General features: G+C 41.8%; 25 protein-coding genes. 3 read left to right on the top strand and 22 right to left on the bottom strand.

Annotated features, from left to right (window positions below; genetic code table 11):
- Nucleotides 1-62: 62 nt before the first annotated feature.
- The 15 genes from AC0VYO_RS04935 to AC0VYO_RS04865 all read right to left on the bottom strand — a co-directional run bounded on the left by AC0VYO_RS04935 (nt 63) and on the right by AC0VYO_RS04865 (nt 16,896).
- The gene (locus AC0VYO_RS04935) at nt 63-308 is read right to left on the bottom strand and encodes a hypothetical protein (RefSeq protein ID WP_475368530.1); all 246 of its coding nucleotides are present in this window, start codon (nt 306-308) and stop codon (nt 63-65) included.
- Between the two features lie 180 nt (nt 309-488).
- A complete protein-coding gene (locus AC0VYO_RS04930) occupies nt 489-683 on the bottom strand; it encodes a hypothetical protein (RefSeq protein WP_475368529.1) in 195 nt (64 codons plus the stop codon).
- Nucleotides 684-855: 172 nt separating this feature from the next.
- Complete coding sequence (locus tag AC0VYO_RS04925) at nt 856-1,611, bottom strand: putative hydro-lyase (RefSeq protein ID WP_475368528.1); 756 nt, start codon at nt 1,609-1,611, stop codon at nt 856-858.
- 13 nt (nt 1,612-1,624) lie between these two features.
- Nucleotides 1,625-2,971 (bottom strand): acetyl-CoA carboxylase biotin carboxylase subunit, encoded by a 1,347-nt coding sequence (gene accC, locus AC0VYO_RS04920; RefSeq protein ID WP_475368527.1) that lies wholly within the window; start codon nt 2,969-2,971, stop codon nt 1,625-1,627.
- 10 nt (nt 2,972-2,981) lie between these two features.
- Complete coding sequence (gene accB, locus AC0VYO_RS04915) at nt 2,982-3,455, bottom strand: acetyl-CoA carboxylase biotin carboxyl carrier protein (protein WP_430243610.1); 474 nt, start codon at nt 3,453-3,455, stop codon at nt 2,982-2,984.
- A 13-nt stretch (nt 3,456-3,468) separates the two neighbouring features.
- Nucleotides 3,469-4,419, bottom strand: coding sequence for a 5-oxoprolinase subunit C family protein (locus AC0VYO_RS04910; protein ID WP_475368526.1), 951 nt, complete (start codon nt 4,417-4,419; stop codon nt 3,469-3,471).
- On the bottom strand, nt 4,412-5,185 hold the full coding sequence (locus AC0VYO_RS04905; protein ID WP_475368525.1) for a LamB/YcsF family protein: 774 nt from the start codon (nt 5,183-5,185) through the stop codon (nt 4,412-4,414). Before AC0VYO_RS04905 ends, AC0VYO_RS04910 begins: the two co-directional genes overlap by 8 nt.
- Nucleotides 5,172-5,918, bottom strand: a complete 747-nt coding sequence (gene pxpB, locus AC0VYO_RS04900; RefSeq protein WP_430243616.1) for a 5-oxoprolinase subunit PxpB — start codon at nt 5,916-5,918, stop codon at nt 5,172-5,174. Before pxpB ends, AC0VYO_RS04905 begins: the two co-directional genes overlap by 14 nt.
- An 18-nt stretch (nt 5,919-5,936) precedes the next feature.
- Nucleotides 5,937-7,166, bottom strand: a complete 1,230-nt coding sequence (locus AC0VYO_RS04895; RefSeq protein ID WP_430243618.1) for an NRAMP family divalent metal transporter — start codon at nt 7,164-7,166, stop codon at nt 5,937-5,939.
- Between the two features lie 138 nt (nt 7,167-7,304).
- On the bottom strand, nt 7,305-8,681 hold the full coding sequence (locus AC0VYO_RS04890) for a sigma-54-dependent transcriptional regulator (RefSeq protein WP_475368524.1): 1,377 nt from the start codon (nt 8,679-8,681) through the stop codon (nt 7,305-7,307).
- Nucleotides 8,682-10,367, bottom strand: a complete 1,686-nt coding sequence (locus AC0VYO_RS04885) for a sensor histidine kinase (RefSeq protein ID WP_475368523.1) — start codon at nt 10,365-10,367, stop codon at nt 8,682-8,684.
- Nucleotides 10,367-11,776, bottom strand: coding sequence for a sodium:solute symporter family protein (locus tag AC0VYO_RS04880; protein WP_475368522.1), 1,410 nt, complete (start codon nt 11,774-11,776; stop codon nt 10,367-10,369). Before AC0VYO_RS04880 ends, AC0VYO_RS04885 begins: the two co-directional genes overlap by 1 nt.
- Before the next feature lie 172 nt (nt 11,777-11,948).
- Nucleotides 11,949-13,481 (bottom strand): UDP-glucose--hexose-1-phosphate uridylyltransferase, encoded by a 1,533-nt coding sequence (galT, locus tag AC0VYO_RS04875; protein WP_475368521.1) that lies wholly within the window; start codon nt 13,479-13,481, stop codon nt 11,949-11,951.
- Complete coding sequence (locus tag AC0VYO_RS04870; RefSeq protein WP_475368520.1) at nt 13,478-14,644, bottom strand: galactokinase; 1,167 nt, start codon at nt 14,642-14,644, stop codon at nt 13,478-13,480. The genes galT and AC0VYO_RS04870 overlap by 4 nt, the downstream gene beginning before the upstream one ends.
- Nucleotides 14,641-16,896, bottom strand: coding sequence for an alpha-galactosidase (locus tag AC0VYO_RS04865; protein WP_475368519.1), 2,256 nt, complete (start codon nt 16,894-16,896; stop codon nt 14,641-14,643). The genes AC0VYO_RS04870 and AC0VYO_RS04865 overlap by 4 nt, the downstream gene beginning before the upstream one ends.
- A gap of 230 nt (nt 16,897-17,126) precedes the next feature.
- Here AC0VYO_RS04865 and AC0VYO_RS04860 point away from each other — a divergent pair, with 230 nt between their 5' ends.
- Nucleotides 17,127-17,999 (top strand): helix-turn-helix domain-containing protein, encoded by an 873-nt coding sequence (locus tag AC0VYO_RS04860; RefSeq protein WP_475368518.1) that lies wholly within the window; start codon nt 17,127-17,129, stop codon nt 17,997-17,999.
- Nucleotides 18,000-18,029: 30 nt separating this feature from the next.
- On the opposite strand, the gene AC0VYO_RS04855 is transcribed toward AC0VYO_RS04860, so the two are convergent.
- Both AC0VYO_RS04855 and AC0VYO_RS04850 read right to left on the bottom strand, forming a co-directional pair.
- The gene (locus AC0VYO_RS04855) at nt 18,030-18,281 is read right to left on the bottom strand and encodes a hypothetical protein (protein ID WP_430243630.1); all 252 of its coding nucleotides are present in this window, start codon (nt 18,279-18,281) and stop codon (nt 18,030-18,032) included.
- A 65-nt stretch (nt 18,282-18,346) separates the two neighbouring features.
- Nucleotides 18,347-19,936, bottom strand: coding sequence for a solute:sodium symporter family transporter (locus tag AC0VYO_RS04850; RefSeq protein ID WP_475368517.1), 1,590 nt, complete (start codon nt 19,934-19,936; stop codon nt 18,347-18,349).
- Nucleotides 19,937-20,317: 381 nt separating this feature from the next.
- Between AC0VYO_RS04850 and AC0VYO_RS04845 the strand changes: the two genes are divergently transcribed.
- Nucleotides 20,318-20,647, top strand: coding sequence for a YciI family protein (locus AC0VYO_RS04845; protein ID WP_430243632.1), 330 nt, complete (start codon nt 20,318-20,320; stop codon nt 20,645-20,647).
- A 13-nt stretch (nt 20,648-20,660) separates the two neighbouring features.
- Here AC0VYO_RS04845 and AC0VYO_RS04840 read toward each other — a convergent pair whose 3' ends face one another.
- Nucleotides 20,661-21,158: an N-acetyltransferase family protein gene (locus AC0VYO_RS04840; protein ID WP_475368516.1), complete on the bottom strand. Its 498-nt coding sequence runs from the start codon at nt 21,156-21,158 to the stop codon at nt 20,661-20,663.
- Nucleotides 21,159-21,171: 13 nt separating this feature from the next.
- On the bottom strand, nt 21,172-21,912 hold the full coding sequence (locus AC0VYO_RS04835) for an alpha/beta hydrolase (RefSeq protein WP_475368515.1): 741 nt from the start codon (nt 21,910-21,912) through the stop codon (nt 21,172-21,174).
- Between the two features lie 142 nt (nt 21,913-22,054).
- Here AC0VYO_RS04835 and AC0VYO_RS04830 point away from each other — a divergent pair, with 142 nt between their 5' ends.
- On the top strand, nt 22,055-22,213 hold the full coding sequence (locus tag AC0VYO_RS04830; protein WP_404682866.1) for a Fur-regulated basic protein FbpA: 159 nt from the start codon (nt 22,055-22,057) through the stop codon (nt 22,211-22,213).
- A gap of 45 nt (nt 22,214-22,258) precedes the next feature.
- Here AC0VYO_RS04830 and AC0VYO_RS04825 read toward each other — a convergent pair whose 3' ends face one another.
- The 3 genes from AC0VYO_RS04825 to AC0VYO_RS04815 are packed head-to-tail and all read right to left on the bottom strand — an operon-like array spanning nt 22,259 to nt 24,266.
- Nucleotides 22,259-22,810 (bottom strand): GNAT family N-acetyltransferase, encoded by a 552-nt coding sequence (locus AC0VYO_RS04825; protein ID WP_475366718.1) that lies wholly within the window; start codon nt 22,808-22,810, stop codon nt 22,259-22,261.
- 4 nt (nt 22,811-22,814) lie between these two features.
- Complete coding sequence (locus AC0VYO_RS04820; RefSeq protein WP_475369041.1) at nt 22,815-23,711, bottom strand: alpha/beta fold hydrolase; 897 nt, start codon at nt 23,709-23,711, stop codon at nt 22,815-22,817.
- Between the two features lie 30 nt (nt 23,712-23,741).
- Complete coding sequence (locus tag AC0VYO_RS04815; protein WP_475366716.1) at nt 23,742-24,266, bottom strand: DinB family protein; 525 nt, start codon at nt 24,264-24,266, stop codon at nt 23,742-23,744.
- Nucleotides 24,267-24,465: the final 199 nt, after the last annotated feature.

Raw genomic sequence — 24,465 nt, 5'->3', positions numbered from 1 at the left:
ATTCGTAATGTTATAAAGTAAAAAAAGCCATTCCTATTTTGGAAGTGACTTTTTACTAAGATTTATTCTTTTGAAAATCGAAAGACAAAAGAACCTAGCATCTTTCCGATCAGATTTAGAAGCAATAGCTCAATGGAGGCTAAGTACCATTCCCCGAGCATAATCACTTGCAACACGATACAGAAAAACAGTGCTGATCCCATCAGAAGAGAGAATTGATCGGATTTACTATGCTTCCTAGTAAAGCTGGATATCGATGCCGTAACATTGCCATACCCAAACAATACGATCGTAATAAGGGCGAGCACTCCTCAATTTTAAAAAGGAAGAATCCCCTGCCATTCCGGTGGATAACTAAAAAAAAGCCCATGCCAGCTAACATATAAACGCCTGTCGAAATGGCTCCGAGTGCTATTAATAGATTGTATAACCCAGCTATATTCCCAATTGATCTTCTCACCATTTCGTGCTTTCCCCTTTATCTAAAACTACATCATTTCAAGAAAACTCCCATTCAATACCAGCACAATATCTCCGATCAATCCGATACAGAAAAAAATAAAGTAGTAGCTTGCTTTCGTAATCGTTTTATTAAAAAGCTCTTGAAAAGCTTGAATAAACAGCTGTTCAAATTTAAACCAGCTTAAGATCCAACCAATAAGTAAGAAGCTAACAATTGTCATGATTCACACCCCTCCCACTTTTGGCGAAACGTTCAATCGATCTCTTTTATTTTATCATATGATCTAAATGACCTAATCTCTCATAACGAAGACAATCTAAAAAAGTTCGATCGTTAGCACAACTTATTTACTGTGCTATCGAACCGAACTTTTTTCATCAAAATACTGCCAACTATTCTTTTTGATCGGTAATGAGCATGTGTCCTGGCGCATGCGTGATCATAATCTCAGGCTTCACGTTTAACCCAACATATTGAGGTGTAACGCCACACGCCCAGAAAACTGGGATTCGCTCTTCTTCGTCAAAAGGGGTAAATTCCCCGTAATCCGGATTCTCTATGTTTTCAATGTCTATTTCTGATGGATGGCCCACATGAATCGGCGCTCCGTGCGCAAGCGGAAACTTCGATGTGATGCATATCGTTTCATCGAGCTCTTCTTTCTTAATCGCTCTCATGCTTACAACCATCTCCCCATTGAAGCGACCCGCGTCTTCACAAGGAATCGTCGTTTGATACATCGGAACAACGCGGTTCATTTCCTGATGCAACAAGCTGATCCCTTTTTCAACGAGCGCTCGCTCAAACGTAAAGCTACACCCTAACAGAAATGTAACGAAATCATCTTGCCAGACGTCTTTTAAATCAAGTACTTCCCTTTCTAGCTCGCCATTTTTATAAATGCGATACTTGGGCAGATCTGTTCGAATGTCGGCATCAGCAATACGAGGTGTAACCTGACCTGCCTCAAGAACATCCACGACAGGGCATGGCTTTGGGTTGCGCTGACAAAATAAAAGAAACTCGAACGCATACTCAGCCGGAAGCGTAATCATATTTGCCTGTAAGTAGCCATCACATTTACCTGAGGTCGTTCCACTATCTAGATTCTCATGATACTGCTGTCGCTGTGTATGAGGGGTTTCCAACACGTCATCTCCTTTATAGCTCTTTATAAATCTCAAGAAACTTTGTATTAAAATCACCTTCAACGAACTTCTCATGCCTTAGTAATTTTTGATGAAAGGGAATCGTTGTTTTCACACCTTTGATCATAAATTCACTGAGTGCCCGCTTCATCCGCTGCATCGCTTCCTCACGAGTAGCACCGTATGTAATAAGCTTCGCCACCATCGAATCATAGAACGGTGGAATCACGTAACCTGGATAAACGGCTGAATCAACTCTCACGCCAAAACCGCCTGGAGGTAAATACGTTTCTACTTTCCCAGGTGATGGCATAAATCCGTTCTTAGGATCTTCCGCATTGATACGACATTCGATTGACCATCCCTCCAAACTCACTTCATCCTGTGTGAGGGAGAGTCTTTCACCATCGGCCACTTTAATTTGTTCTTTAATCAAATCAACGCCAGTGACCATCTCTGTTACGGGATGCTCCACTTGAATTCTAGTGTTCATCTCCATAAAATAGTAGTTTCCATTAACGTCATAAATAAACTCGACCGTTCCTGCCCCAGCGTAGTTCACAGCTTTAGCTGCCCGAACAGCTGCATCTCCCATCGCTTCACGAATCGATTGATCTAAAGCTGGTGATGGCGTTTCTTCAACGAGCTTCTGCATACGTCTTTGAATCGAGCAGTCTCGCTCACCGAGATGAATCACATTACCATACAAATCCGCGATAATTTGAATTTCGATATGGCGAAAATCCTCAATGAACTTTTCAATATAGACACCCGGATTACCAAACGCTTTCTCTGCTTCCTGCTGCGTCATGTTAATCGCTTTAATCAGTTCTTCTTCCTCATGTACGACGCGAATTCCTTTGCCCCCACCGCCTGCTGTTGCTTTAATAATAATGGGGTAGCCCATTTCATTCGCAAGCTCAAGCGCTTCTTCTTTCGTTTCAATAATGCCGTCCGAGCCAGGAACAACTGGAACGCCCGCGTCTTCCATCGTTGCTCGTGCAACATCTTTCGTTCCCATGCGATTGATGGCCTCTTTACTAGGGCCAATAAACGCAATGTCACAGTCTTCGCAGATCTCTGCAAAACTAGCATTTTCTGCAAGAAAACCATATCCCGGATGAATAGCATCTACGCCGCTATTTACGGCAACCGTCATGATATTCCCAACATTTAAGTAGCTTTCACTTGATGATGTTGGTCCAATACAGTAGCTCTCATCTGCTAATTGAACATGAAGCGCGTCCCGATCCGCATCTGAATATACCGCTACAGCAGTAAGATTTAGCTCGTGGCAGGCGCGAATAATGCGAACAGCGATCTCGCCTCGATTTGCGATTAGTACTTTCTGAATACCCATCTGATCCCTCCTATTCTGGCTTTACTAAGAATAGCGGTTGACCAAATTCAACAAGGTCACCATTCTCGACAAGAATTTCGATGATTTCTCCATTCACATCTGCTTGCACGTCATTGAACATCTTCATCGCTTCTAGTACACAAACAACGGTTTCTTCCTGAACAGTATCCCCTACTTGAATAAAGGCGGGTTCATCAGGTGAAGGTGAGGAGTAGAACATCCCTACCATTGGTGAAGTAACAGTATGAGTGCTTTCTGAGATCTCTTCCTCGTCTGGACTCGGGATAACATTACCCTGACCTCGCTCCTCTACGGCCGTCGGCGTGACAGGAGCAGACTCCTCTTCTCTTTTAACTTGCCCTTCTCCGTAAGGATTCTGGTTTTTCACTTTTACTACGAAGCTATCATGCTCATAATGAACCTCATCTACAGTTGAACCATCCACATATTTAATCATTTCAATAATTTCTTTTGAACTTAACATGTTGTATTCTCCTTTATCGACGGGGATTAGACACTTTACTTAACGTACGCATAAAACGATCATTCTCTTCATAAGCTTTTTGCGCTTCTTCTACAGTAACTTCACGAAAACGAATCGTGCTACCTGGCATCGCTTGAGCAAGATATGGAATGTCACTTGAGATAACAGTGGCGATTCGTGTATAACCGCCGGTTGTTTGACGATCAGACATAAGAATAATTGGATCGCCACTAGCAGGCACTTGAATCCCGCCAAGCGGAATGGCTTCAGAAATAATATCGGCTGAACCCGCGTGCTCGATTTTCTCACCTTTCAAGCGAAAGCCCATTCGATCTGATTGCGGCGTCACTTCATAAGGGGTAGATAGAAAGGTATCGGTCCCTTTTTCAGTAAAAGCATGAGGTCCCATGACAACGCGTATATCGAGCTCTCTATGGTAGTCAGGAATTTCTTCAGGATGAAGGGCACGTCCGCTAACTCCCTTGATTTCTTCCGCACGACAAAGCACGTCACCTTTTTCAAGAGCTCGTCCTTCAATACCGCCAATCCCTGCTTTTAAGTAGGTTGATTTACTGCCCATAACGAATGGAACATCGTAGCCGCCTGCTACGCTGATATATGACCTTGCTCCTGAAAGCGGCTGCCCAAATTCAAGCCGATCTCCTTCTTTTACTTCGAAGCTCTTCCACATTTGAACCTCTTCACCGTTCACTTTTGGGGAAAGGTTACCGCCACAGATCGCTATAACAGCCTGATTTAATATTTCTAATACAGGTCCCATAACTGTTACTTCAAGAACCGCTTCATTCCCTTTGTTACCAACAAGAAAATTAGCGATATTCATTGAAAAAGGATCCATGGCTCCTGATACAACAATGCCATACTGCTGATACCCTTTTCTCCCCTCGTCCTGAATGGTGGATAAAAGACCTGATTTTTTTACTTTAAATAGTGAGTTAGACACTGGCATTCACTCCAACACGCTTGATCTCTATTCCATTTCCCTCGATACGTTCTCTCAATTTTTGAACAAAAAGCAGCGCCTCAGGCTCATCTCCGTGCACGCAAATCGTATCAGCTTGAATGCTAATATCGCTGCCATTGACGGCGGTTACTTTCCCTTCCGTTATCATGCGAATGACTCGTTCCACAGCTTCGTCCGCATCATGAATCATCGCATTCGGCTCCGTTCTTGGAGTCAACGTACCATCTTGTTGATACGTACGATCAGCGAAAACTTCTTCCGCAACGGTTAACCCGCATGCTCTTCCTGCCTTCACTAATTCGCTTCCTGCTAATCCGTATAAAACGAGGTTCGGGTTAACGGCATAGATAGCGTTTGCAATCGCTTTGGCAACAGCAGAGTCTTTCGATGCTTTGTTATAAAGCGCACCGTGAGGCTTCACATGATAAACAGTGGTTTGATGGACATTCGCAACACCCTGAATGGCACCAACTTGATATGCGACGAGGTTATATACCTCATCAGGTGACATGTTCATATCTCGCCTGCCAAACCCTCCAAGATCAGGAAATCCCGGATGTGCACCAATGGATACCCCTAGAGACTTGGCTAACTCGACTGTTTTCATCATGACATTATGATCTCCCGCATGATAACCGCACGCGATATTGGCTGATGAAATAAAAGGAATAACATTCTCATCATTACCGATTTTGTACGCCCCAAAGCTTTCTCCTAAATCACTATTTAAATCAACTGACTTCATGATATCCCACCTTCTTCTCTTCGGTTTCAACAACATAGTCTCCACGCTTAATCGCTTCTTTGATTTCTAGAAATTCTGTTTTACTAACAGAAACAAAACGTAAGTAATGACCTGATTCTAATAAGATCGGTGACTCACTTGTCGGGTCATACAGCTTAACCGGCGTTTGTCCAATAAGCTGCCAGCCACCTGGTGATTCTAGCGGATAGACGCCCGTTTGAGCTCCAGCAATACCAACAGATCCAGGCTCTATTTCAGCACGTGGATTTTCACGTCTTGGCGTTGCGATTTCTTCAGACATTCCTCCTAGATAAGGAAATCCAGGGACAAAGCCCATCATGTAAATGAGGTAATCTTTATCAGCGTGAATTGAAATCACTTCTTCTTTACTTAATCCGTTATGCTCCGCTACAAACTCTAAATCGGATCCTACTTCATCCCCATAATAGGTTGGGATGATATAAACAAGAGAAGCAGATTCTGCTTCTCTTCCATGTTGTTGTTCGTTCATTTCCTCAAGCTTTTCTTTCAGTGTACTGTAAGAAATTTTGCTTGGAAGATAATAGATCGTTAACGTTGTATAAGCTGGCACCCATTCTTCCACTCCATTAATAGGGTGCTGCGCAAGTTCGTCCGCAAACATTCTTATTTTCTGATTCGTTTCTTCTGATATCTCGGTGCCAAATACAAGCTGAATGCCCGTATCACCAAGCGGAAAATAATCAAGTTTCACACATGTTCCTCCTAACAATTAAGAAAAAAGCTGTGGCACTTTATCAATAAGCGTAACGATGGCTAAGTAGGCTGTAATAAGAAAGACGAACCCACCAAAGATCGTTAGCCATAGCGGATGTTTGTAATCCCCTACGATCGATTTCTTATAAGCAGCTACAAGGAGTGTTCCAAGAGCAACAGGTAAAATCAATCCGTTAAAAGCTCCAGCAAGGATCAGTAACAGAACCGGCTTTCCGATGAAGGTGAAAATGATCGTCGATACGGCAATAAATCCAATCGTTACTCCTGAATGATGACGATCCACTTTCTTCGATAGCGTTCTTAGAAACGATACAGATGTATAAGCCGCGCCAACGACTGACGTAATCCCTGCTGCCCAAAGAACGATACCAAACATTTTATAACCAATGGCCCCTGCTGCTTGTTGGAACACAGACGCAGGCGGGTTGGCTGGATCTAGTTTAAATCCTGTTGCAACAACACCTAACACCGCAAGAAATAGAAAGACGCGCATGATCGACGCAATTAAAATTCCTGAAACGGAACTTTTCGTTACCTGGTGGAGGTTTTCTTTACCTGAAATCCCCGCATCAAGCAGGCGATGTCCCCCTGCAAACGTAATGTATCCGCCAACTGTTCCACCGACTAATGTAATAATCGCAAACACATCAATTTTGTCTGGCGCAAATGTATGTGTAATCGCATCTCCGACCGGTGGATTACTTTGGAACGCTACGTACAATGTTAGTAAAATCATAAGCCCACCGAGGATTCGTGCGATTTTATCCATCGCAACGCCAGCTTCCTTCGATAGGAAAATCCCAATCGTAATCACACCTGTAATGGCTGCACCGATACGTGGATCAATGCCAAATAGAACATTCATTCCAAGTCCAGCACCACCGACGTTACCGATATTAAAGGCAAGTCCACCAAGCGCTACGGCGAAGGCAAGGAAATAGCCAAGTCCAGGAACAACCATATTTGCGATGTCCTGTCCTTTTTTCTTAGAAACAGCGATGATTCTCCAAATATTTGCTTGAACCCCAATGTCTAGAATAATGGATATAAGAATAACAAACCCGAAACTCGCAAGAAGCTGTTCCGTAAAGACAGCCGTCTGGGTTAGAAAACCTGGTCCAATAGCTGACGAGCCCATTAAGAAAGCAGCACCAAGAATGACACCCCATTTACTTTTCGTTGGGCCATTCTCTATTGATAATGGGTCTTTATTTTTCGAAGCCATCAAATTCCCCCTTTTTTATATGATTCATCCGTTACATGAATCGATGCGTTTTTTCTCTTATCTCTACGATATCACGTAATTTTCAGATAATTTTATAAGATTCCGCACAAAAAAACCGCCCATATCGGGCGATTTCGCTCATGTTATATCGTATTTATCAATTCGACGCTGCAGGGCATACCGACTAATGCCTAGTAGCTTACTTGCCTGCGTAATATTCCACTTCGCATCTTGAATCGCTTTCTCAATATATTTCTTTTCGATTGATTCAATATGATCTTCTAATGAAAATTCCTTATCGAAGACGACCTCTTCAATTGATTTCGATCCTTCTACTTGTCCTTCAACTGGGTTTAAGAAATCAAAATGATGAGCGGCAAGCTCATCTTCTCGGTGTAAAATGGCAATGCGCTCGATCGTGTTTTTGAGCTCTCTAACATTCCCCGGCCAATCATAGTTCAACAGTCGCTTTTTCGCATCGGCTCGAAGCATTGGCTTTTCTTTCCTCATTTGCTGACAAAATTCATTTAGGAAATAATCTGTTAGCATGACGATATCATTCTCACGTTCACGTAAGGGAGGTAGCTTCACCGGTACGACGTTCAATCGATAATAAAGATCTGACCTGAACTCCTTCTCCTGTATCATCTTTTCAAGGGAACGGTTCGTTGCAGCAATCACACGCACATCCATTTCAATATCGTGTACACTTCCAATTCGCTTAATCTTCTTATCCTCCAAAAAGCGCAGAAGCTTCACTTGAATATCGAGTGATAAATCACCGATTTCATCAAGAAATAGAGTTCCCCCATCTGCCCATTCCATTAACCCGATCTTCGGTTGAGTCTGATCAAGTGCACTATTTTTTTCCCGACCGAAAAGTTCCATTTCAATCAGATCTGAAGGTATACTCGCACAGTTCACCGCAACAAACGGTCCTTCATGACGATGACTTTGTTGATGAATGCTCCTTGCCACAAGCTCCTTGCCCGTCCCAGTCTCTCCTCTAACGAGCACGGTCGTATCATTGCTTTCTGCAATAAGAGAAATTTTGTCTTTCAACTCATTCATTTGGTCACTTTCGCCGATCATTCGAACGAGCTTGGTTCTTCTCTCCTCTTCTCTATATCGCTCTACTTCTTTTTCAAGATGGTGCTGCTTCATCCATTTTTCCAGGGTGATTTTCAGTTCTTCGAGCTCAAATGGCTTTGTTAAATAATCAAAAGCTCCTTCTTTGATCGCACGAACGGCCGTCTTTGCATCACCATACGCCGTAAGCATCATCACAGCCATTTCGGGGTAATGCTCTTTCCACTTGTGCAGGGAATCAAGACCATTCCCATCAGGTAAGCGAATATCTAATAGCAGCACTTGAGGACTAAATTCATCCACTAGCTTCCAGCCATCTTCAAGCGTTGAGGCGACTCGCACTTCATAACCTTCATCTTCAAGAAACATCTGGAGTGTAAGACGAAGCGTTGTTTCGTCGTCAATAATCCCTACTTTCACAGCCATCTAAACTTCCCCCTTCCTCGTTGGAAATGTGATAAAGAACGTCGTGCCTTTTCCAAGGGTACTTCTTACATCCATTTCCCCGTTATTCTGAACGACTAGCTGATGGACGATCGACAAACCAAGCCCTGTTCCTTCAGAACGGGTAGTAAAGAATGGATCAAAGATCTTCTCCATCACAGAATCTTCCATACCTATGCCATTATCTGACACCGTTATCGTTACATTCGCTCCGCTCTTGTAACTTGAAAGCATCAGTTTGCCGCCATCAGGCATAGCGTTGATCCCATTTAGAATTAAATTCAATAGAATTTGACGAAGGTGATCGCGGTCTACGATGATTTCATCTTCGTTTCGTTCAATCTCTAGCGCGACATTCTTTTCGCTCGCCATTGTCTTCATCAGTAAGACGAGTGAATGAAAGACATCATCTACATGAATGACAGAAGGATTCGTATCCATTGGTCTTGAGAATTGGAGAATATTGGTGATGATTTTATTCACACGATCAATGTCTAACATCATGTTCTCTGTCAACGCAAGCTGATTATCTGACAACTCAAGTCTTCGTGTTAATAGCTCTGTCGTCGTTTTAATGCCAGCTAGTGGATTCCGAATTTCATGAGCAATTCCGGACGCCATTTCACCTAATGAAGCAAGGCGAGACATTCGCTCCACGCGCTGCTCTAATTTTCTTCTATGTGTAATGTCTTCAAACGTAATAATGGACCGCTGCTTTTCTGTTGTGTTTAAGACTTTATAACTCACCGCATAAAACACTTTCTCTTCATGTCGTTTATGATTCCAAATTTCTTCACTTCTTTTTTTCGTTTCGTGAATCGTTAATTTCTCAAACCGCTCTCTTAAAAGAGGGTCTTCCTTCATCATCGTCTGAGCCGCTTCATTGTAGACAGAGCTAGCTCCTTCTATTACAAGAACGATGCCTACGTGAACACTATCCAAAATCGTTTCATTCAACTTCTTTATTTTCTCAATTTGGACGTTTCTTTCATCAAGTGTTTGCACCATTTCTTTTAAAGAGGTTGAAAGCACGCCAATTTCATCTTTACGATTCTCTTTCATATGAAGATCGTCCTCTCTCTCACCAAGAGCAATCCTTTTGCAAAAAGCAGCAAGGTTTTTGATTGGTTTTGAAAGGTGATACGAAAGAATAATTGTAAACTGAACGGCAATGACACCTGTAAAAATGCTAATTAACAGCGTATATTTTTGAATATTCGGGAGTGATCCGGAATAGAAAGAGAATGTCAGCGGATGATAAAGTGTCCAGTTCCACTGCTCTAGCTGCTCTGTTAGCACGGTATTTTCTGTCCATAAATTGGACCTAGCTTCTCCGTTGTACCAATCTATTTCATTCGGTTGAACGACTTCCCCCTCTGAAGATAGGGTGCCATCTTCTTCTTCTACATACAAACCTTTCGTTTCATTAATCATGATTTTGATCAATGACTTCGCATCTTCTTCACTCATATCTCCGTTCTGAACACGTTCATTGAGCTTATCCGCATAGCGATTAAGACTAATCAACTGCTCTTGAGCTGTTGCCTGTTTTAATTGTTTCTCAGACTGATAGCTCGACCACATCGAGACAGCACCAATGATAAAGATCGGTAGCAGAACGATAATTAAGAAAGGGACTAATATTTTACGTTCAATAGAATGACGCATTAGGAAGATCTCCCCCCTTTCCAAAAGAAGAAAAATCCTGCTATCGCAAGGGACGGTAGAACGGGATGATAAGTTGCCTGAACCTCCTGCGGAATAAGAAGAAAGGCAATAAGATAGGTGATTAAGCCTCCGAAAGATGAACGAAGGGCATTTCGTTTAGCCACTTTCGTGTACAGCCCCCCGTATAAAGGGAAAAACAACGAAACGGCAATGATCCCCCATATATGTCCGCTAAATGGAACGATTCCCTCCGGCGGAGTGAATGCAATAATGAGCGAAAACGTCGCAAATATAAAAATCATCCAGCGCGTCCATGAAATCACCTTTAGATCAATCGCTTTTTTCCTGCGGATCGGAAGCGTGATATCATACACAAAGCTCGTCGCCATAATAAGAAGCTGAGAATTAGCCGTAGAAATGGCAGCAGCGACAACGCTAATAAGCAAAATCCCCTTCAAAGGCGTTTGGAGTAAATACGTAATAATAAAAGGATAAATTTCATCTGTACTACTAAACGAGACGTTAGGATCCAATACTCTTGAACCTATCCCAATGACAAAAATAGAAAAATAGATAAGAACTAAAAAGACCGTACTCGAGATGACCATCTTTAACGCCACTTCTTTTGATCGAGACGAAAGGATCCGCACGGCGTATTGAGGATTTGCCGCAACACCAATGCCGAGTGATAAGAACGCACTCACTAGCGCCCAGAACGATAAGCCCCCCTCAGGAAACAGAGCCAAATAAGAATCATCCCTTCGATCCGCAATCGCTGATAGGCCCGTCATCAATTCAGATAGCCCTCCTATTTCACCCACAATAAATAGAGCTCCTAGCATCGTTCCAAACAGTATTAAACAGAAATGAAAAATATCCGTACGGGCAACAGAATGAAGACCACCAAACGTCGTGTACAGAACAAAAATATAGATCAAAAACACACTTACCGTATAAGGCACTTCAAGCATTTGACTAACCACAATACCAAACCCTCGGATTTGGATCACAACGTATAAGAGATAACTAACACTAAGAATAATTCCAACCCAAACTTGCAGTAGCTTTGAATCATAACGTACTAAGAAAAACTCTGGAACCGTTACAACGTTATATGTATAGAGTTTTGTTGAAATAAAAAACAAGCCGATTAATCCAAGCAACCAGGCGATTGCCGTTGTCCAAATAACGGACATACCCCCTTCATAAATCAAACCTGGTAGACCAAGAAGCGATGCTGCACTAAACCATGTCGCGCAAAAGGACGCAATACTCGGAAACAAAGGCAGATTTCTTCCCGCTAGAAAATACCCTTTCAGCTCATCCGTTTTATCGAAACCGTGTTTCCCAAAGATAAGAATAGCAATGGTGTAGATGAGGAAAACACCTAGATAAAGTAATTCATCCATTTGGCTCCTCCCTTCAAACGTTGTAAATCTATGGATGCCTTAGCGTAAAATAGCTCATTCGTTTCAGGTTTCATTATATACAACATAACGTTGAGACACCAGAAACGAAGGAATGATGGGGTTCGAACTACAAAAAGGCCGCTACCTTTTGGTAACGACTTTTTTGATCTATTTAGTTAGTCACCTGGTTTATGAAACGTCTAAACGCTTGCTGACCTGCTTCATCTTGTTTAAATACTCCCGCATGTTCTAGAACAGTCGAGAAGGTTAAACCAATTTCATGTCTAAGCGTGTCACGTAACTGATCCTTCGATAGAGATCCATGTTTCTTCATCACCTTTTTAGCCCAGGGTACATGCTTCGCTACCACTTCATCATGTAATGCGCGATCAAGGTGTTGATCTTCTATATAAGAAGCGAGCTTTTCCATTTCTTCTATAAGACGCCCGGGCAGAACCGCAAGACCCATGACTTCAATCAAGCCAATGTTTTCTTTCTTAATATGATGCACTTCTTCATGTGGATGAAAAATCCCCATTGGGTGTTTCGCGCTCGTTCGATTATTTCGTAACACAAGATCTAACTCAAATTGATCTCCGCGCATTCTTGCGATTGGGGTGATCGTATTATGAGGTTCTCCATCTGTTTCATGTACTAAAGCGACATCATGATCAGTATATCCTCTCCACGACGTTAGAATTGTATTCGCAAGCTCCGTTAGACGCTTCCGATTCTTTCCTCGCAAGCGAAGCACGGACATCGGCCAGTTTACAATCCCGATCGTCACATCCCGATAGCCGTTAATGTGAACTTTTTCCTGAATCTCCGCTTTCGCCATCGGGAATTCATGATGCCCTCCTTGGAAATGATCGTGACTTAAGATCGATCCACCGACAATCGGAAGGTCCGCATTGGAACCGATAAAGTAATGAGGGAACTGCTCAGTAAAATGAAGCAAGCGATCAAAACCTTCTTTAGAGATCGTCATCGGACGATGGTACTCAGATAAAATGATTGCATGCTCATTGTAATAAACGTAAGGAGAATACTGAATGTACCAATTTTCTCCCTCAAGGTTCACTGGAATGATTCGATGCTGATCGCGCGCTGGATGATCAAGTCTTCCGGCATACCCGACATTTTCTTTGCAAAGCAAGCATTTCGGATAGGCTGAAGATGGATTGGCTTTTGCTGCTGCGATCGCTTTAGGATCTTTCTCAGGCTTTGATAAGTTTATCGTGATTTCAAGGTCACCATACTCTGTCTTACTATACCAATGCACATTCTTCGCAATTCTGTTCGTTCGAATGTATTGCGAATCCTTCGAAAGCTGATAGAAAGTATCTGTCGCTTTGATTGGACTGTACCCGTAATCTTCATAAAACTGACGTATGGTCTCTGACGGTCGTGGAACGATTGTATTCATAATTTTAGGATCGAACAGATCACGCTCGGTAACGGTGTCTTCTTTTATTAAACCTGTCATCACTGCATAATCAAGCATGTTCTCAAGGATAGATGTTGGTGTGTCGAGCTGCTCTTCGTGTGGATGCGGAAACGATTCAATTCCATTTAATTCAAAAAGGTGTAGAAGAGCGTTTCGAGCGTAATCGGCATCCATACTTTCGATCAGCTGTTTTTGCAAACCGTATTGTAGAAGGCGCTCAACCTCTAAATAAATATTCGGTCTCTTTTGATGCCTCATATTCCTTCCACCACCTTGTGAGCGCCGTCACCGATTTCAACAACATAGAAGTCTCCTTCAAGATCCGTTTGATGTTTGTAGCTTTCACCAACGTTTTTAATGAAGGCCTCGACCTTTTCCTTCTCCACAATACTGATCGTACAGCCTCCAAAACCAGCGCCTGTCATTCGTGACCCAACGACCCCTTCTTTCCAAGAAGCTTCCACCATCGCATCTAATTCATTCCCTGTTACTTCGTAATCATCACGTAATGAGACATGCGATTCATTCATGAGCTTTCCAAACGCCTCAACATCGCCTTCGTTCAGAAAATCAACAGCTTTCATCGTGCGACGATTCTCATAAACCGCATGACGCGCACGCTTACGAGTTTTAGTATCTAGAATCAAGTGCTTATAAGCTTCGAATTGCTCTTCTGTCACATCACCTAGCGAGTTAACGTCAAGCTCTTCTTGCAAAGCTTTGAGAGCCTGTTCACACTGCAATCGGCGTTCATTGTATTTGGAATCGGCTAGTCCTCTACGCTTATTCGTATTCGCAATAACCAATGAATGATCTTCTAGACGGATCGGGGTGTGCTTATACGTAAGCGTGTCACAATTCAGAAGAACTGCATGATCCTTTTTCCCCATACCAATTGCAAACTGATCCATAATTCCACAATTGACTCCAACAAACTCATTCTCTGCTTTTTGAGAAAGCTTTACCATTTCAACCATTTCAATTGGAACATGAAAAAGATCCCTCAGTACGACAGACGTGGCTAGCTCGATTGATGCAGAAGATGATAGACCGGCTCCATTTGGAATATTGCCGTAATAGGCAATATCGATGCCATGCGGAATCGAATAGTCCTGTTGAAAAAGAGCGATGACTCCCTTCGGATAATTCGCCCAATCATCCTCGTCGTTATAAACGAGCGAGTCCAATGAAGATTCTATGATTCCATGACTTGGAAAGTTCATGGAATAAAACCTGACCTTCTGATCCTCACGTTTTCTTGCAACGGCATACGTACCAACGCTTAAGGCACATGGAAAGACGTGTCCCCCGTTATAATCCGTATGCTCGCCAATTAAATTCACTCTCCCAGGAGCAAAAAAGAGAGCCCGCTCTTCTTCCGCTCCGAATTGTTTAATAAATTCCTGTTCAAGTTGCTTCATACTTCTCCACCTCTATTATTCTGATCCGTCTCGACTAATACAAATACGTGAGAAGAAAAATCTCCTGATTCTTCCAAACCACCTGTTTGTGATCCATCATAACCGCTTGATAATTGAATTCCAGCGCTCATTAATTCATCCCCAAAGTAAGTTCCTTCATAGCCGCTTACTTCGTATTCTTTCTCTGCAGCAAGCCCCTTTAAGTACAAACGTTTAAATGACGGGTTAGGCTCCGCAAGTACTTGATAATAACCAACGATAGCTTTCGTTCGATCGCCTGATACACTCATCCAACTTGTGACATTTCCTTTCTGTTCAAACGGACTTTTTAATCGATAGAATGTTCCGTATTGAAGGAGTTGGCGGTTCTCTTTATACCAGCGGATTTGCTCGTTCATTTTATTCAACTCATCTTTATTCATCTTCGTCACGTCGAGCTCATACCCAAACGCGCCAAAGTAAGCGACATTCGCTCTTGTCTCAAGCGACGTAATTCGTTTCACCTGATGATTCGGCACAGCTGATACATGCGCTCCCATACTGCTCAGCGGATAAACCAACGATGTTCCATATTGAATGCTAAGTCGCTCCATTGCATCTGTGTCATCACTCGTCCACGCCTGTGGGGCGTAATAAAGCATACCGGGATCAAATCTTGCCCCTCCGCTTGCACATGATTCAAACAGGACGTGTGGAAAAGCTTCGATTAAACGTTCATACAGCTCATAAACACCTAAAATATAGCGGTGTGGTACTTCCGCCTGCTGATTTTTCAGAAGCGATAGCGAACCGATCTCCGTCATGTAGCGATTCATATCCCACTTCACATAGTCAATGTTCGCTTCATTTAAAATCGTAGCCATCTGTTCATAGATGTAATCCACCACTTCCTGATTCGCAAAATCAAGTACAAGCTGGTGCCGCCCAATAGACTTTATGCGTCCCGGCACTTGAATGACCCAATCTGGATGTTTCTGATAGAGTTCACTTTCTTTTGATACCATTTCAGGTTCAAACCAGAGTCCAAACAGTAGCCCCATATCATTCATCTTTGAAGCAAGATTTGATAATCCTTCAGGAAGCTTCTTAGAATCCACAAACCAATCACCAAGAGAGGTCCGATCGTCATTTCGCTTACCAAACCATCCATCATCTAATACAAACAGTTCGACCCCTGTTTCCTTCGCTTTTTCAGCAATGCTAAGTAGTTTATTCTCATCGAAATCGAAATACGTCGCTTCCCAATTGTTTAGTAAAACAGGACGTTCCGCATCCCGCCACTTCCCACGTGCAAGACGAGATTGATAGAGATCATGATAGGTTTGACTAAGTTCATTTAACCCATGTTTGGAATAAGCCATCACCACTTCAGGTGTTTGAAAACTAGTGCCACTTCCTAACGTCCATGAGAAATCAAATGGATTAATCCCCATTGTCATTCTTGCCGTCTCGTAATGATCTACCTCGACCTGCGCCTGGAAGTTCCCACTATAGACGAAGCTAAATCCGTAGACTTCTCCAGTATGTTCCGTTGTCATTGGTCTTTTTAATGCAAGAAACGGATTGTGCTGTGCACTGCTTGTTCCACGCGTACTTTGAATGCTTTGAATACCAGGGCTAAGCTTCCGCTCGGACATATGACGCTCTCTCGACCACGAACCTGATAGCTGAATCATTTCATAATCCGCATCTGGAAAATCAACTGAGGCACTATGTGCTCGTTTGATTACGTGAGGCTCTTCTCCATGATTTGTAAACAACGCTGAGCGAGTGATGACATTTCTTCCATGGTAAATAGAATACATCAGCGAAAGAGAAAGATTCATCACTTTATCGTACAAATGAATCACTAACGTATCTGCCTCCTCTTCGTCCTCAACATATGTAGCGGGCAAACCTGATAAACGAGGCTTTCCTTTTACTAGTTCATATGATTGATAGGTGAAATCTGAAATGCGACTTCCATCTGGATGTTCGATTTGAAAAGCAGGCTCTCGATAGTCTGACGTTCCATACCCTGGATATTCCTGTTTTATTAAATCTAGTGAAAAGGTTGAGTCATCATCGTAAATGTAAGAGGATGTCACTCTAGATTCTCGTTTAGATAAATGGCTGAAATCTGATCGATTTCGGATTTTTTTCCCAAAATACAGCTGTCCGAGCTGCCCATTTTTCATAACATGAAATACATAGCTGACTTCTTTTCCTTGTAAGTGAAACTGAAGTGTTTGATCATTAATCATTACTGGCATAAACGTACCTCCGTCTTCTAATCGAAAACGTTTTCACATCCTCGTTTTCGTATCCACATCTAGTTTAAAAAAATCCCTATATCTGATCAATGGTAAATAAATTTAAAAATAATGCCTTTTATTGCTTAGACTTATTTTCCTATATAAGCTAAAATGCTATTTAGAGTATGATTCACCTGTACGTTCTCGTTATATAAATAGTACTATTTTGCTTGTTAAGGAGGGATCATATGGAAGAAAAATCATTACAATACGGATCTTACGGCTATCGTTTTTCAGATCCTACACTTCAGAACATCGCCCAAATCTGGTCACTCGGATGGGATGAACAAACCACTTCTCTCTACGATTGGGACGGGACAAATCGACGCGATACAGGAAAATACATATTTCAATATACGATCTCTGGTAAGGGCTGCATCGACATTGATGGACATAGTCATGAATTAACACCTGGTCAGGGATTTATCGTAAATATTCCAGGTGATTACCGCTACTATTTACCTGAAGATAGTAATCGCTGGGAGTTTATATACCTTACACTCTACGGAGATGTCGTGAAAAAGTATTGGGATGAAATTCAAAATCAAATTGGACACATTATCCATTTCCAACCAAATTCGGAGCCGGTTCACTACTTACTTAATCTATTAAGTATGGCTTCAAACCGACAGATTTCTAATGCTCATCAAGCTTCCGGTAAGGCTTATCAATTCACAATGATGCTTTATACGTACTGTTCAAACCTAGAAAAGCGACTGTCTGAGTGGCCTGAGGCAATCGTGGAATCTTCGATGTATGCAATGAATCATTATAATGAAGAAATAGGCCCAGATGAAATGGCGGCTTCATCCGGCATGTCTCGTTATCATTTCACTAGGCAGTTCAAGGAATATACGAACCAAACGCCTATACAGTATTTAACAGATATTCGCATTAAAAAAGCAAAAGAGCTCCTATTGAATACCAAATATTCTTCAGAGGATATCGCTATTCTCATTGGATACAAAAATGCCAATTACTTTAATAAAGTGTTCAAAAAAGTGACAGGCACTTCACCAGGAAAATACCGAACGAACACAAATGTCTCGTTACAGAAATGAAAAACAGGACCGCCTAAGCGCGGTCCTGTTCTATTTCGCTACTTCAATTGTAATCGAGCGTTTGTCATAATTAATGGTCATGCTTTTCCCTGAAGCTACGAAATTCTCAAGAACATCCTTGGACAATTGCAGTGCAAACTGTGTGCGATCAAGCTTCTCTATATCAGCTGGGTCCACAAGATCCAGCTTCTCTTCTTGCTCAGTTACTTCCTTTTGTAGCTTTTCTAATGATTCGTAAACGCTGTGATATAGCGATTCGATTGGCTCATTCGCCTTACTCATCCCACATCATCCTTCATTCCATTTGACATTGTTCCTATTATATCAAATGGAAATCCAATGGAACATTACGAAATGATGCCAATTGGTGAAAGCAACGTATAAATAATAATCATCGCTACTGTCGCTGCAATACCTACAGGATACAGAAGCTTCCATGGAGACATTTCTACCTGCGCATTCTCTTCAAGTACAAAGTCCTTATCACGTGGCGCAATTTTTCCAATCACGAGCATCAGAATCGTACAAGCCACAAACAAAATACCAAGAATATGCAAGAAGTGAATTCCTGTATCCCAAATAAGTTGAGTTGTCGCATAGACCGCTATGAAAACAAACAGAGAAACCTTCGCTGCGATCGAAGGGACACGTTTCGTTAAATACCCAACAATGAGAATCGTAAAGATCGGCACGTTATAGAAACCGTTTACGATTTGTAAATATTGAAAGAATCCTTGAGGAACTTTATCAATCATTGGAGCGATACACATTGCAAAAATAGCGAGAATAATTCCAACGAATTTTCCTATTCGTACAACTATATTGTCCGGCGCTTTCGGATTAAAATAAGGTTTATAAATGTTAAGAGCAATGAGCGTCACCGATGAATTTAGAGCCGAGTTAAAAGATGATAAAATTGCACCGAACAACACTGCTGCGAAGAAGCCAACAAGCGGCTTTGGTAATACTTCATTCACTAGCATTGGATATGCATCCGTAGGTTCAAGACCCGGTCCAAACATATTAAAGGCAATAATTCCAGGTAAAATAAGAAACACAGGTCCAAGTAGCTTTAAGAAAGCAGCAATCAAGACGCCCTTTTGACCTTCCTTCAAATTCTTAGCTGCAATCGCTCGCTGCATAATGTGCTGAGCCGTGCCCCAATAAAATAGATTAACAAGAAGCATCCCCGTAAACATCGTCCCAAACGGAACTGGACTGTTTTTATCACCAACCGAATTTAATTTCTCAGGAGAGTCCTCAACAATCGTGCTAAATCCTCCAAGAACCGAACCATCTCCAAGCACATACAGTCCGATAATCGGGATCATTAACCCGCCGATTAAAAGACCAATACCATTAATCGTATCTGATACAGCAACGGCTTTAAGACCACCGAAGATCGCATAAATCGCACCAATAATTCCGATTGCAAAAACGGTTACATAAAGACTTGCCATTCGACCAAGACCTAAAACTTCCGGAATATTGAAAAGTCCATTTAGCGCCACCGCCCCTGAATAAAGAATAGGTGGGAGCAAATTGAAAACATATCCAAAAAGAAAGAGAATGGTAACAATTTGCTTAGTCCCAAAATCATACCGTTCCTCTAGGAAATCCGGAATCGTCGTAATACCACCTTTAAGATACCGTGGCAATAAGAAGAAAGCGACGATCACAAGTGAGATTGCTGAACCAACTTCCCACCCCATAACCGCAATAGTGTCTGAATACCCTTGAGCATTCAAACCTATTAATTGTTCAGTTGAAAGATTCGTCAGCATCAATGAACCTGCAATGACCCATGCGCCTAGACTTCTTCCTCCTAGAAAATATCCATCCTGTGTTGCTAAATCTTCCTTTCTTGTCACTAGGTAGGAGATCACGGCTACCATACCAGTAAAAAATAGAAATGAACCGACTGTAAATAAACTCATTGCTGCCTCTCCTTTTTGTAAGCGGAATCAAAATAATCCGCACAGTTATGTATGCGTTTTAATGTCTGTTTAATATTCTATACTGTGTTCTGTAAGCGTTTCAACGGTAAAAAAAACAGAAAGTTATGCACTTTTTTGCTTTATTTCGTTACCGAAGCACAAAAAAACCACTGCTCTGAAAGAGGAAACAGTGGTTCGACTTAAAAAATTTAAGCTATGAAGCGTTTCTAGCTATTTTTCTGTTCATATTTCTAGTAATTGCGAGCACAACCTTCCCCAAAATAGAGGATTTCTTTCTTTAATGGAGAAACAAACTATACATGGTGACTTTTTAATCAGAAGAGCCTTGTGCCTCTGATTTGCCAGTTATGGAGGTTACAAATGAAACAATTTCTATACAAGCTAACGCTCATTCCCGAACTACTAGAAGAAAGCAACTGGACTGACAAAGAGAACAGTATTGTATCAGAGCACTTCCATGCCCTTCAGCAGCTGTTGAAGAATAATATGCTCATTATGGCTGGCAGAACGTTAAACAACGACCCTTCTTCTTTTGGAATTGTTGTCATTCAGGTTTCTTCTGAAAAAGAAGCAGAAGCGCTTATGAAAAGTGATCCCGCTGTTCGAGATGGAATGATGACAGCTGAGCTCTTTCCCTACAGCGTTGCTCTTTATAATGAAGATTTCACAACAAAGCAGACGTCATCGTGACGTCTGCTAGTTCTTAAAAGTATTGCACCATATGTTCTTCGTTTAGAAACCTTCCCTGAACATAAAGGGCCTTCTCTTCAATGTAAACGGTTTTAAAGCCATAGCTTTTGTACAGATGTTTAGCCCGTTCATTCGTAGATACAACTGAAACGCTTAATTTAATGAGAGCATCCTGACTTTTCGCATAATCCATCACGCGGGATAGAAGTGCTCTCCCTGCCCCTTTGCCACGATATTCTGGCGTCACGTAAACAGCAAATAAATCAGCTTTATGACGAACCTTGATGCCTCTGCCTCTGACAAAAGTGATCACACCAATTAGTTTTTCTTGATCAAAAGCTCCAAAAGTGGCACCAGATTCCATGTTTCTCGCTGTACTTTTAATCGGATCATCTTTTTGAATCGCCTCTTCATAGCTTGAGGCAAATGCTTCTGGATTTTTCTTTAACGCTTCTAACCGAAGTTCCCAATAAGCTTCAGCGTCATCCGCTGTTAGCTGTCTGACTTCCATCTTAAAACCTCCTTTATAGAAGAGCTTTCACAAATGCTTTACACTTCTCTGCAATTAGCTCTTTATCATGATCGAGCGTCGCTACGTGATAACTATCTTTTAGTTCGATTACTTCTTTACTCGATGAAGCTATTTCATTATAAATCATCGTCGAATTCTCTGGCGGCACGACATGATCTTCTAGTGATTTAAAAATTAAGGCCGGCGCCGATATTGTTTCAAGCCTCTTTCGTGTAATCTCGGTTAAAGCAAGAATCTCTTGAATCGACTTCGTAGGCGTTTTCTCGTATGCGAGCTCATCGACACCTTCCGCTTTAATATCTGATCCAATTGCATCAAGGAAACGCGGCTCTGTTTTTCCTCTCATTTGTTCAAGACCTGGTAAATCGATCGCAGCATTAATCGGCATGATCCCTTTCACTTCAGGATGTTTTTCAGCTAAATAAAGCGTTAGCGTGCCGCCCATCGACAGGCCTGTAATAAAGATTTCCTCACATCGTTCGTTTAACCATTGATAACCATCTTCAACAGACTGGATCCATTCTTCATATGTACTCTGCTCCATGTCTTCATAGTGAGTACCGTGACCTTTCAACCTCGGACCACAAACCGTATACCCTTCTGAAGCCAATTGCTCCCCAAGATAACGCATGCTTTGCGTCGAACCTGTAAAACCGTGGAGAACAAGTACACCAATGTGATTCCCTTCAAAGTAAAAAGGCTCTGCCCCTTGTAGTACGTCATATTTCGCCATATCGTATCCCCCCTAATCGTTATCATCTAGCATTCGTCACGAAAGCGCTTTATCCTTTTTTTAGAAATGTGCTCATTAAGGTTTGAGCATGGACCCAAAGTGGAACATATTACCTGGATATACTTAACAGGAGGAATGAAACGTGTCACACCTAAGCACTGCCGAGCAAGATCCTAAACAAAAACAGTCCTTCATTCAACGTCTATTAGACCGTGGAATTTATAAATTAAAAGATAAACAGCTCTATGAGTGCACAATGGAAGAACTAGAGTATTTAATGAGGAAAGTTGATCTACCTTAATTTCTCCAGAGGATTCTCTCCCCTGGAGTTTTTTTATGCCTCTTTTTATTTTGTTAACCACTCTCTCGCTAGCATTCCGTACACAATGTGATCATAGAATTGTCCATTAACGAGCTCCGCCTCCCGTACCACCGCTTCTTTCGTAAAACCTAGTCGTTCTGGAACCGCCTGGCTTTTCTTATTTCCTGAGGCCGCACGAATCTCAATCCGATTGAGCCCGATTTCATTAAATCCTAGATTAATAATCCCACGGCACGCCTCCGTTACGATGCCTTTCTTCTGAAACTTTTCGCTTAGCCAGTATCCAATTGTCGCGTACTGATGAGTTCGATTCACTTCATTAAACCCAATCGTTCCAGCAAGCTCACCTTTATAAAACATGCCGAGCGTTTTCGGATATCCTCCTGTTTCACTAACGCCTTTTAGCGTACTTTGAATAAACTCTCGGGAAGCCTCAATATCTGTATTGTAATCAACCCACGCTAACCATTCTTTCAAGTAATCTCTTGATTCATCGATTAAATGATAAAGTGCTTCTGCATCTTCTAGCGAATACATTCTTAGGTAAAGATCGTCATTAATTTGATATGTAAACATGTGTCTATTCTCCTCTTTTATCACCTATGTATTGAGTTATAACGTGAGCAAAGTGATCGGCTTCCTCATCATGGGGAGTATGGCCGCTGTTTGCAAAATGATAGATTGCCCCATTTTCGACATACTTCTTGAAAGCGTCGATCTGTTCTTCAGATGTCACAGGATCGTGCTCTCCTGTTAATAAGAGAGTTGGCATCGTAAGCTTTGATAGATGTGGAATGAGTGAATGAAAGATTTCTCCTTCTTCTCTTAACAGGTTATAGTGAACTTCTGATTTATCATAAAGCTCATCCCATTTCGCCTCACTATAATAGCTATAGTCTGTAGGCTCGTTCGAATTGTAAATGTATATTTCCATTCGATTCTCTTCAAGGTAATCACTGTATGTTCCATAAACCTCTGCAAGCTCTCGATTCTTAATATCAGAATCCTTGGCGATTTCTAAGCTCTCTTTTGCTTTCTGATGCTCCCCATATTTGTCTAAGAGCGCACTCGTTTTTTTCAACAAGCTTCTCGATGTTAACGTAAAATCAAACGTCGGACATTCAAGCAGTAAATGATCAATTGATTCAGGATAAAGACTGGCGTAGAGGACACCAAGATAGCCACCAAACGAATGACCGAGCACTGACCACGATTCTAATTCAAATTGCTTCCTAATCGCTTCGCAGTCTTCGATTAAATCCATCAAGCCAAATTCTTCATCATTAATCACCGCTTCTGAACGGCAAACGCCACGCTGATCAATCGCAATCACTCTGAAATTCTCTTTCAGTCGATCCGTCTGATGGTAAGAGAAATCAAAGCAGCTCTCTCCTGGTCCTCCGTGTAGATAAAGAAGAGGCGGGTTATTTTTTGAACCATGCACTTCTACATATAATGCTTTGTCTCGTATTGTCATCAGTGTTCCATTATGCACTTTGTTTCACCTCTAACTCTTTATTCTTCTTTTAATTAAGAGTATTTGCCCGCGATGACTAATTTCATCTTCCATCACGTGAAACCATTTGAAATAATGGTTAGCCTTTTCATCCCAACCAAACGGTGTGACTTTTTCGAGCCATTTGTCGTCCTTCTTTCGCAGGTGATCCAGCGTATGAGCACGCACAAGACTGAGCTCACTCCAATAATCATCCAGATCGCGCCCTCGAATGACTGATCTTGCCTTTTCTCCAAGCTCAATCCCTGTCCCAAACTCCTCCCATTCCTCGTCATTTAACTCTCGCTCTTGAAATGTCATAATTTGAAACGCCTTTTCAACCGAAGCCATGTGCTGTAGCAGCATGCCGATTGAATTGCTCTTTTCATCAAGGTGAAAATCGAGCTGTTCGGTAGTTAATCCTTTTATCGTCTCTTCCGTCGTATATCTAGCGTAATTCATCATCGAAACCAATCTACTAACCTCAGGCGTGAACCCTTCTAATCGATCTATCATACAAAGATCATTATGCTGCATCGTTCGACACCCCCCTTTCGATTGAATCTAGCTTATCCTTATTACTTTCCATGAGAGTGCCGAGAATTCCTTTTAAGATTCCTTACTTTTCCAGAAAAAAACCTCGATTCTGTGTGAGAATCGAGGCTTTAGTATGTTTGGCCAATAAAAGTTGATTTTGGACAATATATTCGCGTTTTGGACAATAAAATCTCAGTTT

It is taken from the genome of Anaerobacillus sp. 63XJN7_4_ISO-PGPR-S23-413 (genome assembly GCF_056173725.1).
This window is presented reverse-complemented; position numbering and strand designations above follow the sequence as displayed.

Coding starts and splice junctions, on each gene's coding strand:
- AC0VYO_RS04930 (WP_475368529.1), bottom strand. CDS start 683: ATGACAATTGTTAGCTTCTTACTTATTGGTTGGATCTTAAGCTGGTTT.
- accC (WP_475368527.1), bottom strand. CDS start 2,971: ATGGGTATTCAGAAAGTACTAATCGCAAATCGAGGCGAGATCGCTGTT.
- accB (WP_430243610.1), bottom strand. CDS start 3,455: ATGTTAAGTTCAAAAGAAATTATTGAAATGATTAAATATGTGGATGGT.
- AC0VYO_RS04905 (WP_475368525.1), bottom strand. CDS start 5,185: ATGAAGTCAGTTGATTTAAATAGTGATTTAGGAGAAAGCTTTGGGGCG.
- AC0VYO_RS04895 (WP_430243618.1), bottom strand. CDS start 7,166: ATGGCTTCGAAAAATAAAGACCCATTATCAATAGAGAATGGCCCAACG.
- AC0VYO_RS04890 (WP_475368524.1), bottom strand. CDS start 8,681: ATGGCTGTGAAAGTAGGGATTATTGACGACGAAACAACGCTTCGTCTT.
- AC0VYO_RS04885 (WP_475368523.1), bottom strand. CDS start 10,367: ATGCGTCATTCTATTGAACGTAAAATATTAGTCCCTTTCTTAATTATC.
- AC0VYO_RS04880 (WP_475368522.1), bottom strand. CDS start 11,776: ATGGATGAATTACTTTATCTAGGTGTTTTCCTCATCTACACCATTGCT.
- galT (WP_475368521.1), bottom strand. CDS start 13,481: ATGAGGCATCAAAAGAGACCGAATATTTATTTAGAGGTTGAGCGCCTT.
- AC0VYO_RS04870 (WP_475368520.1), bottom strand. CDS start 14,644: ATGAAGCAACTTGAACAGGAATTTATTAAACAATTCGGAGCGGAAGAA.
- AC0VYO_RS04865 (WP_475368519.1), bottom strand. CDS start 16,896: ATGCCAGTAATGATTAATGATCAAACACTTCAGTTTCACTTACAAGGA.
- AC0VYO_RS04860 (WP_475368518.1), top strand. CDS start 17,127: ATGGAAGAAAAATCATTACAATACGGATCTTACGGCTATCGTTTTTCA.
- AC0VYO_RS04855 (WP_430243630.1), bottom strand. CDS start 18,281: ATGAGTAAGGCGAATGAGCCAATCGAATCGCTATATCACAGCGTTTAC.
- AC0VYO_RS04850 (WP_475368517.1), bottom strand. CDS start 19,936: ATGAGTTTATTTACAGTCGGTTCATTTCTATTTTTTACTGGTATGGTA.
- AC0VYO_RS04845 (WP_430243632.1), top strand. CDS start 20,318: ATGAAACAATTTCTATACAAGCTAACGCTCATTCCCGAACTACTAGAA.
- AC0VYO_RS04840 (WP_475368516.1), bottom strand. CDS start 21,158: ATGGAAGTCAGACAGCTAACAGCGGATGACGCTGAAGCTTATTGGGAA.
- AC0VYO_RS04835 (WP_475368515.1), bottom strand. CDS start 21,912: ATGGCGAAATATGACGTACTACAAGGGGCAGAGCCTTTTTACTTTGAA.
- AC0VYO_RS04825 (WP_475366718.1), bottom strand. CDS start 22,810: ATGTTTACATATCAAATTAATGACGATCTTTACCTAAGAATGTATTCG.
- AC0VYO_RS04820 (WP_475369041.1), bottom strand. CDS start 23,711: ATGACAATACGAGACAAAGCATTATATGTAGAAGTGCATGGTTCAAAA.
- AC0VYO_RS04815 (WP_475366716.1), bottom strand. CDS start 24,266: ATGCAGCATAATGATCTTTGTATGATAGATCGATTAGAAGGGTTCACG.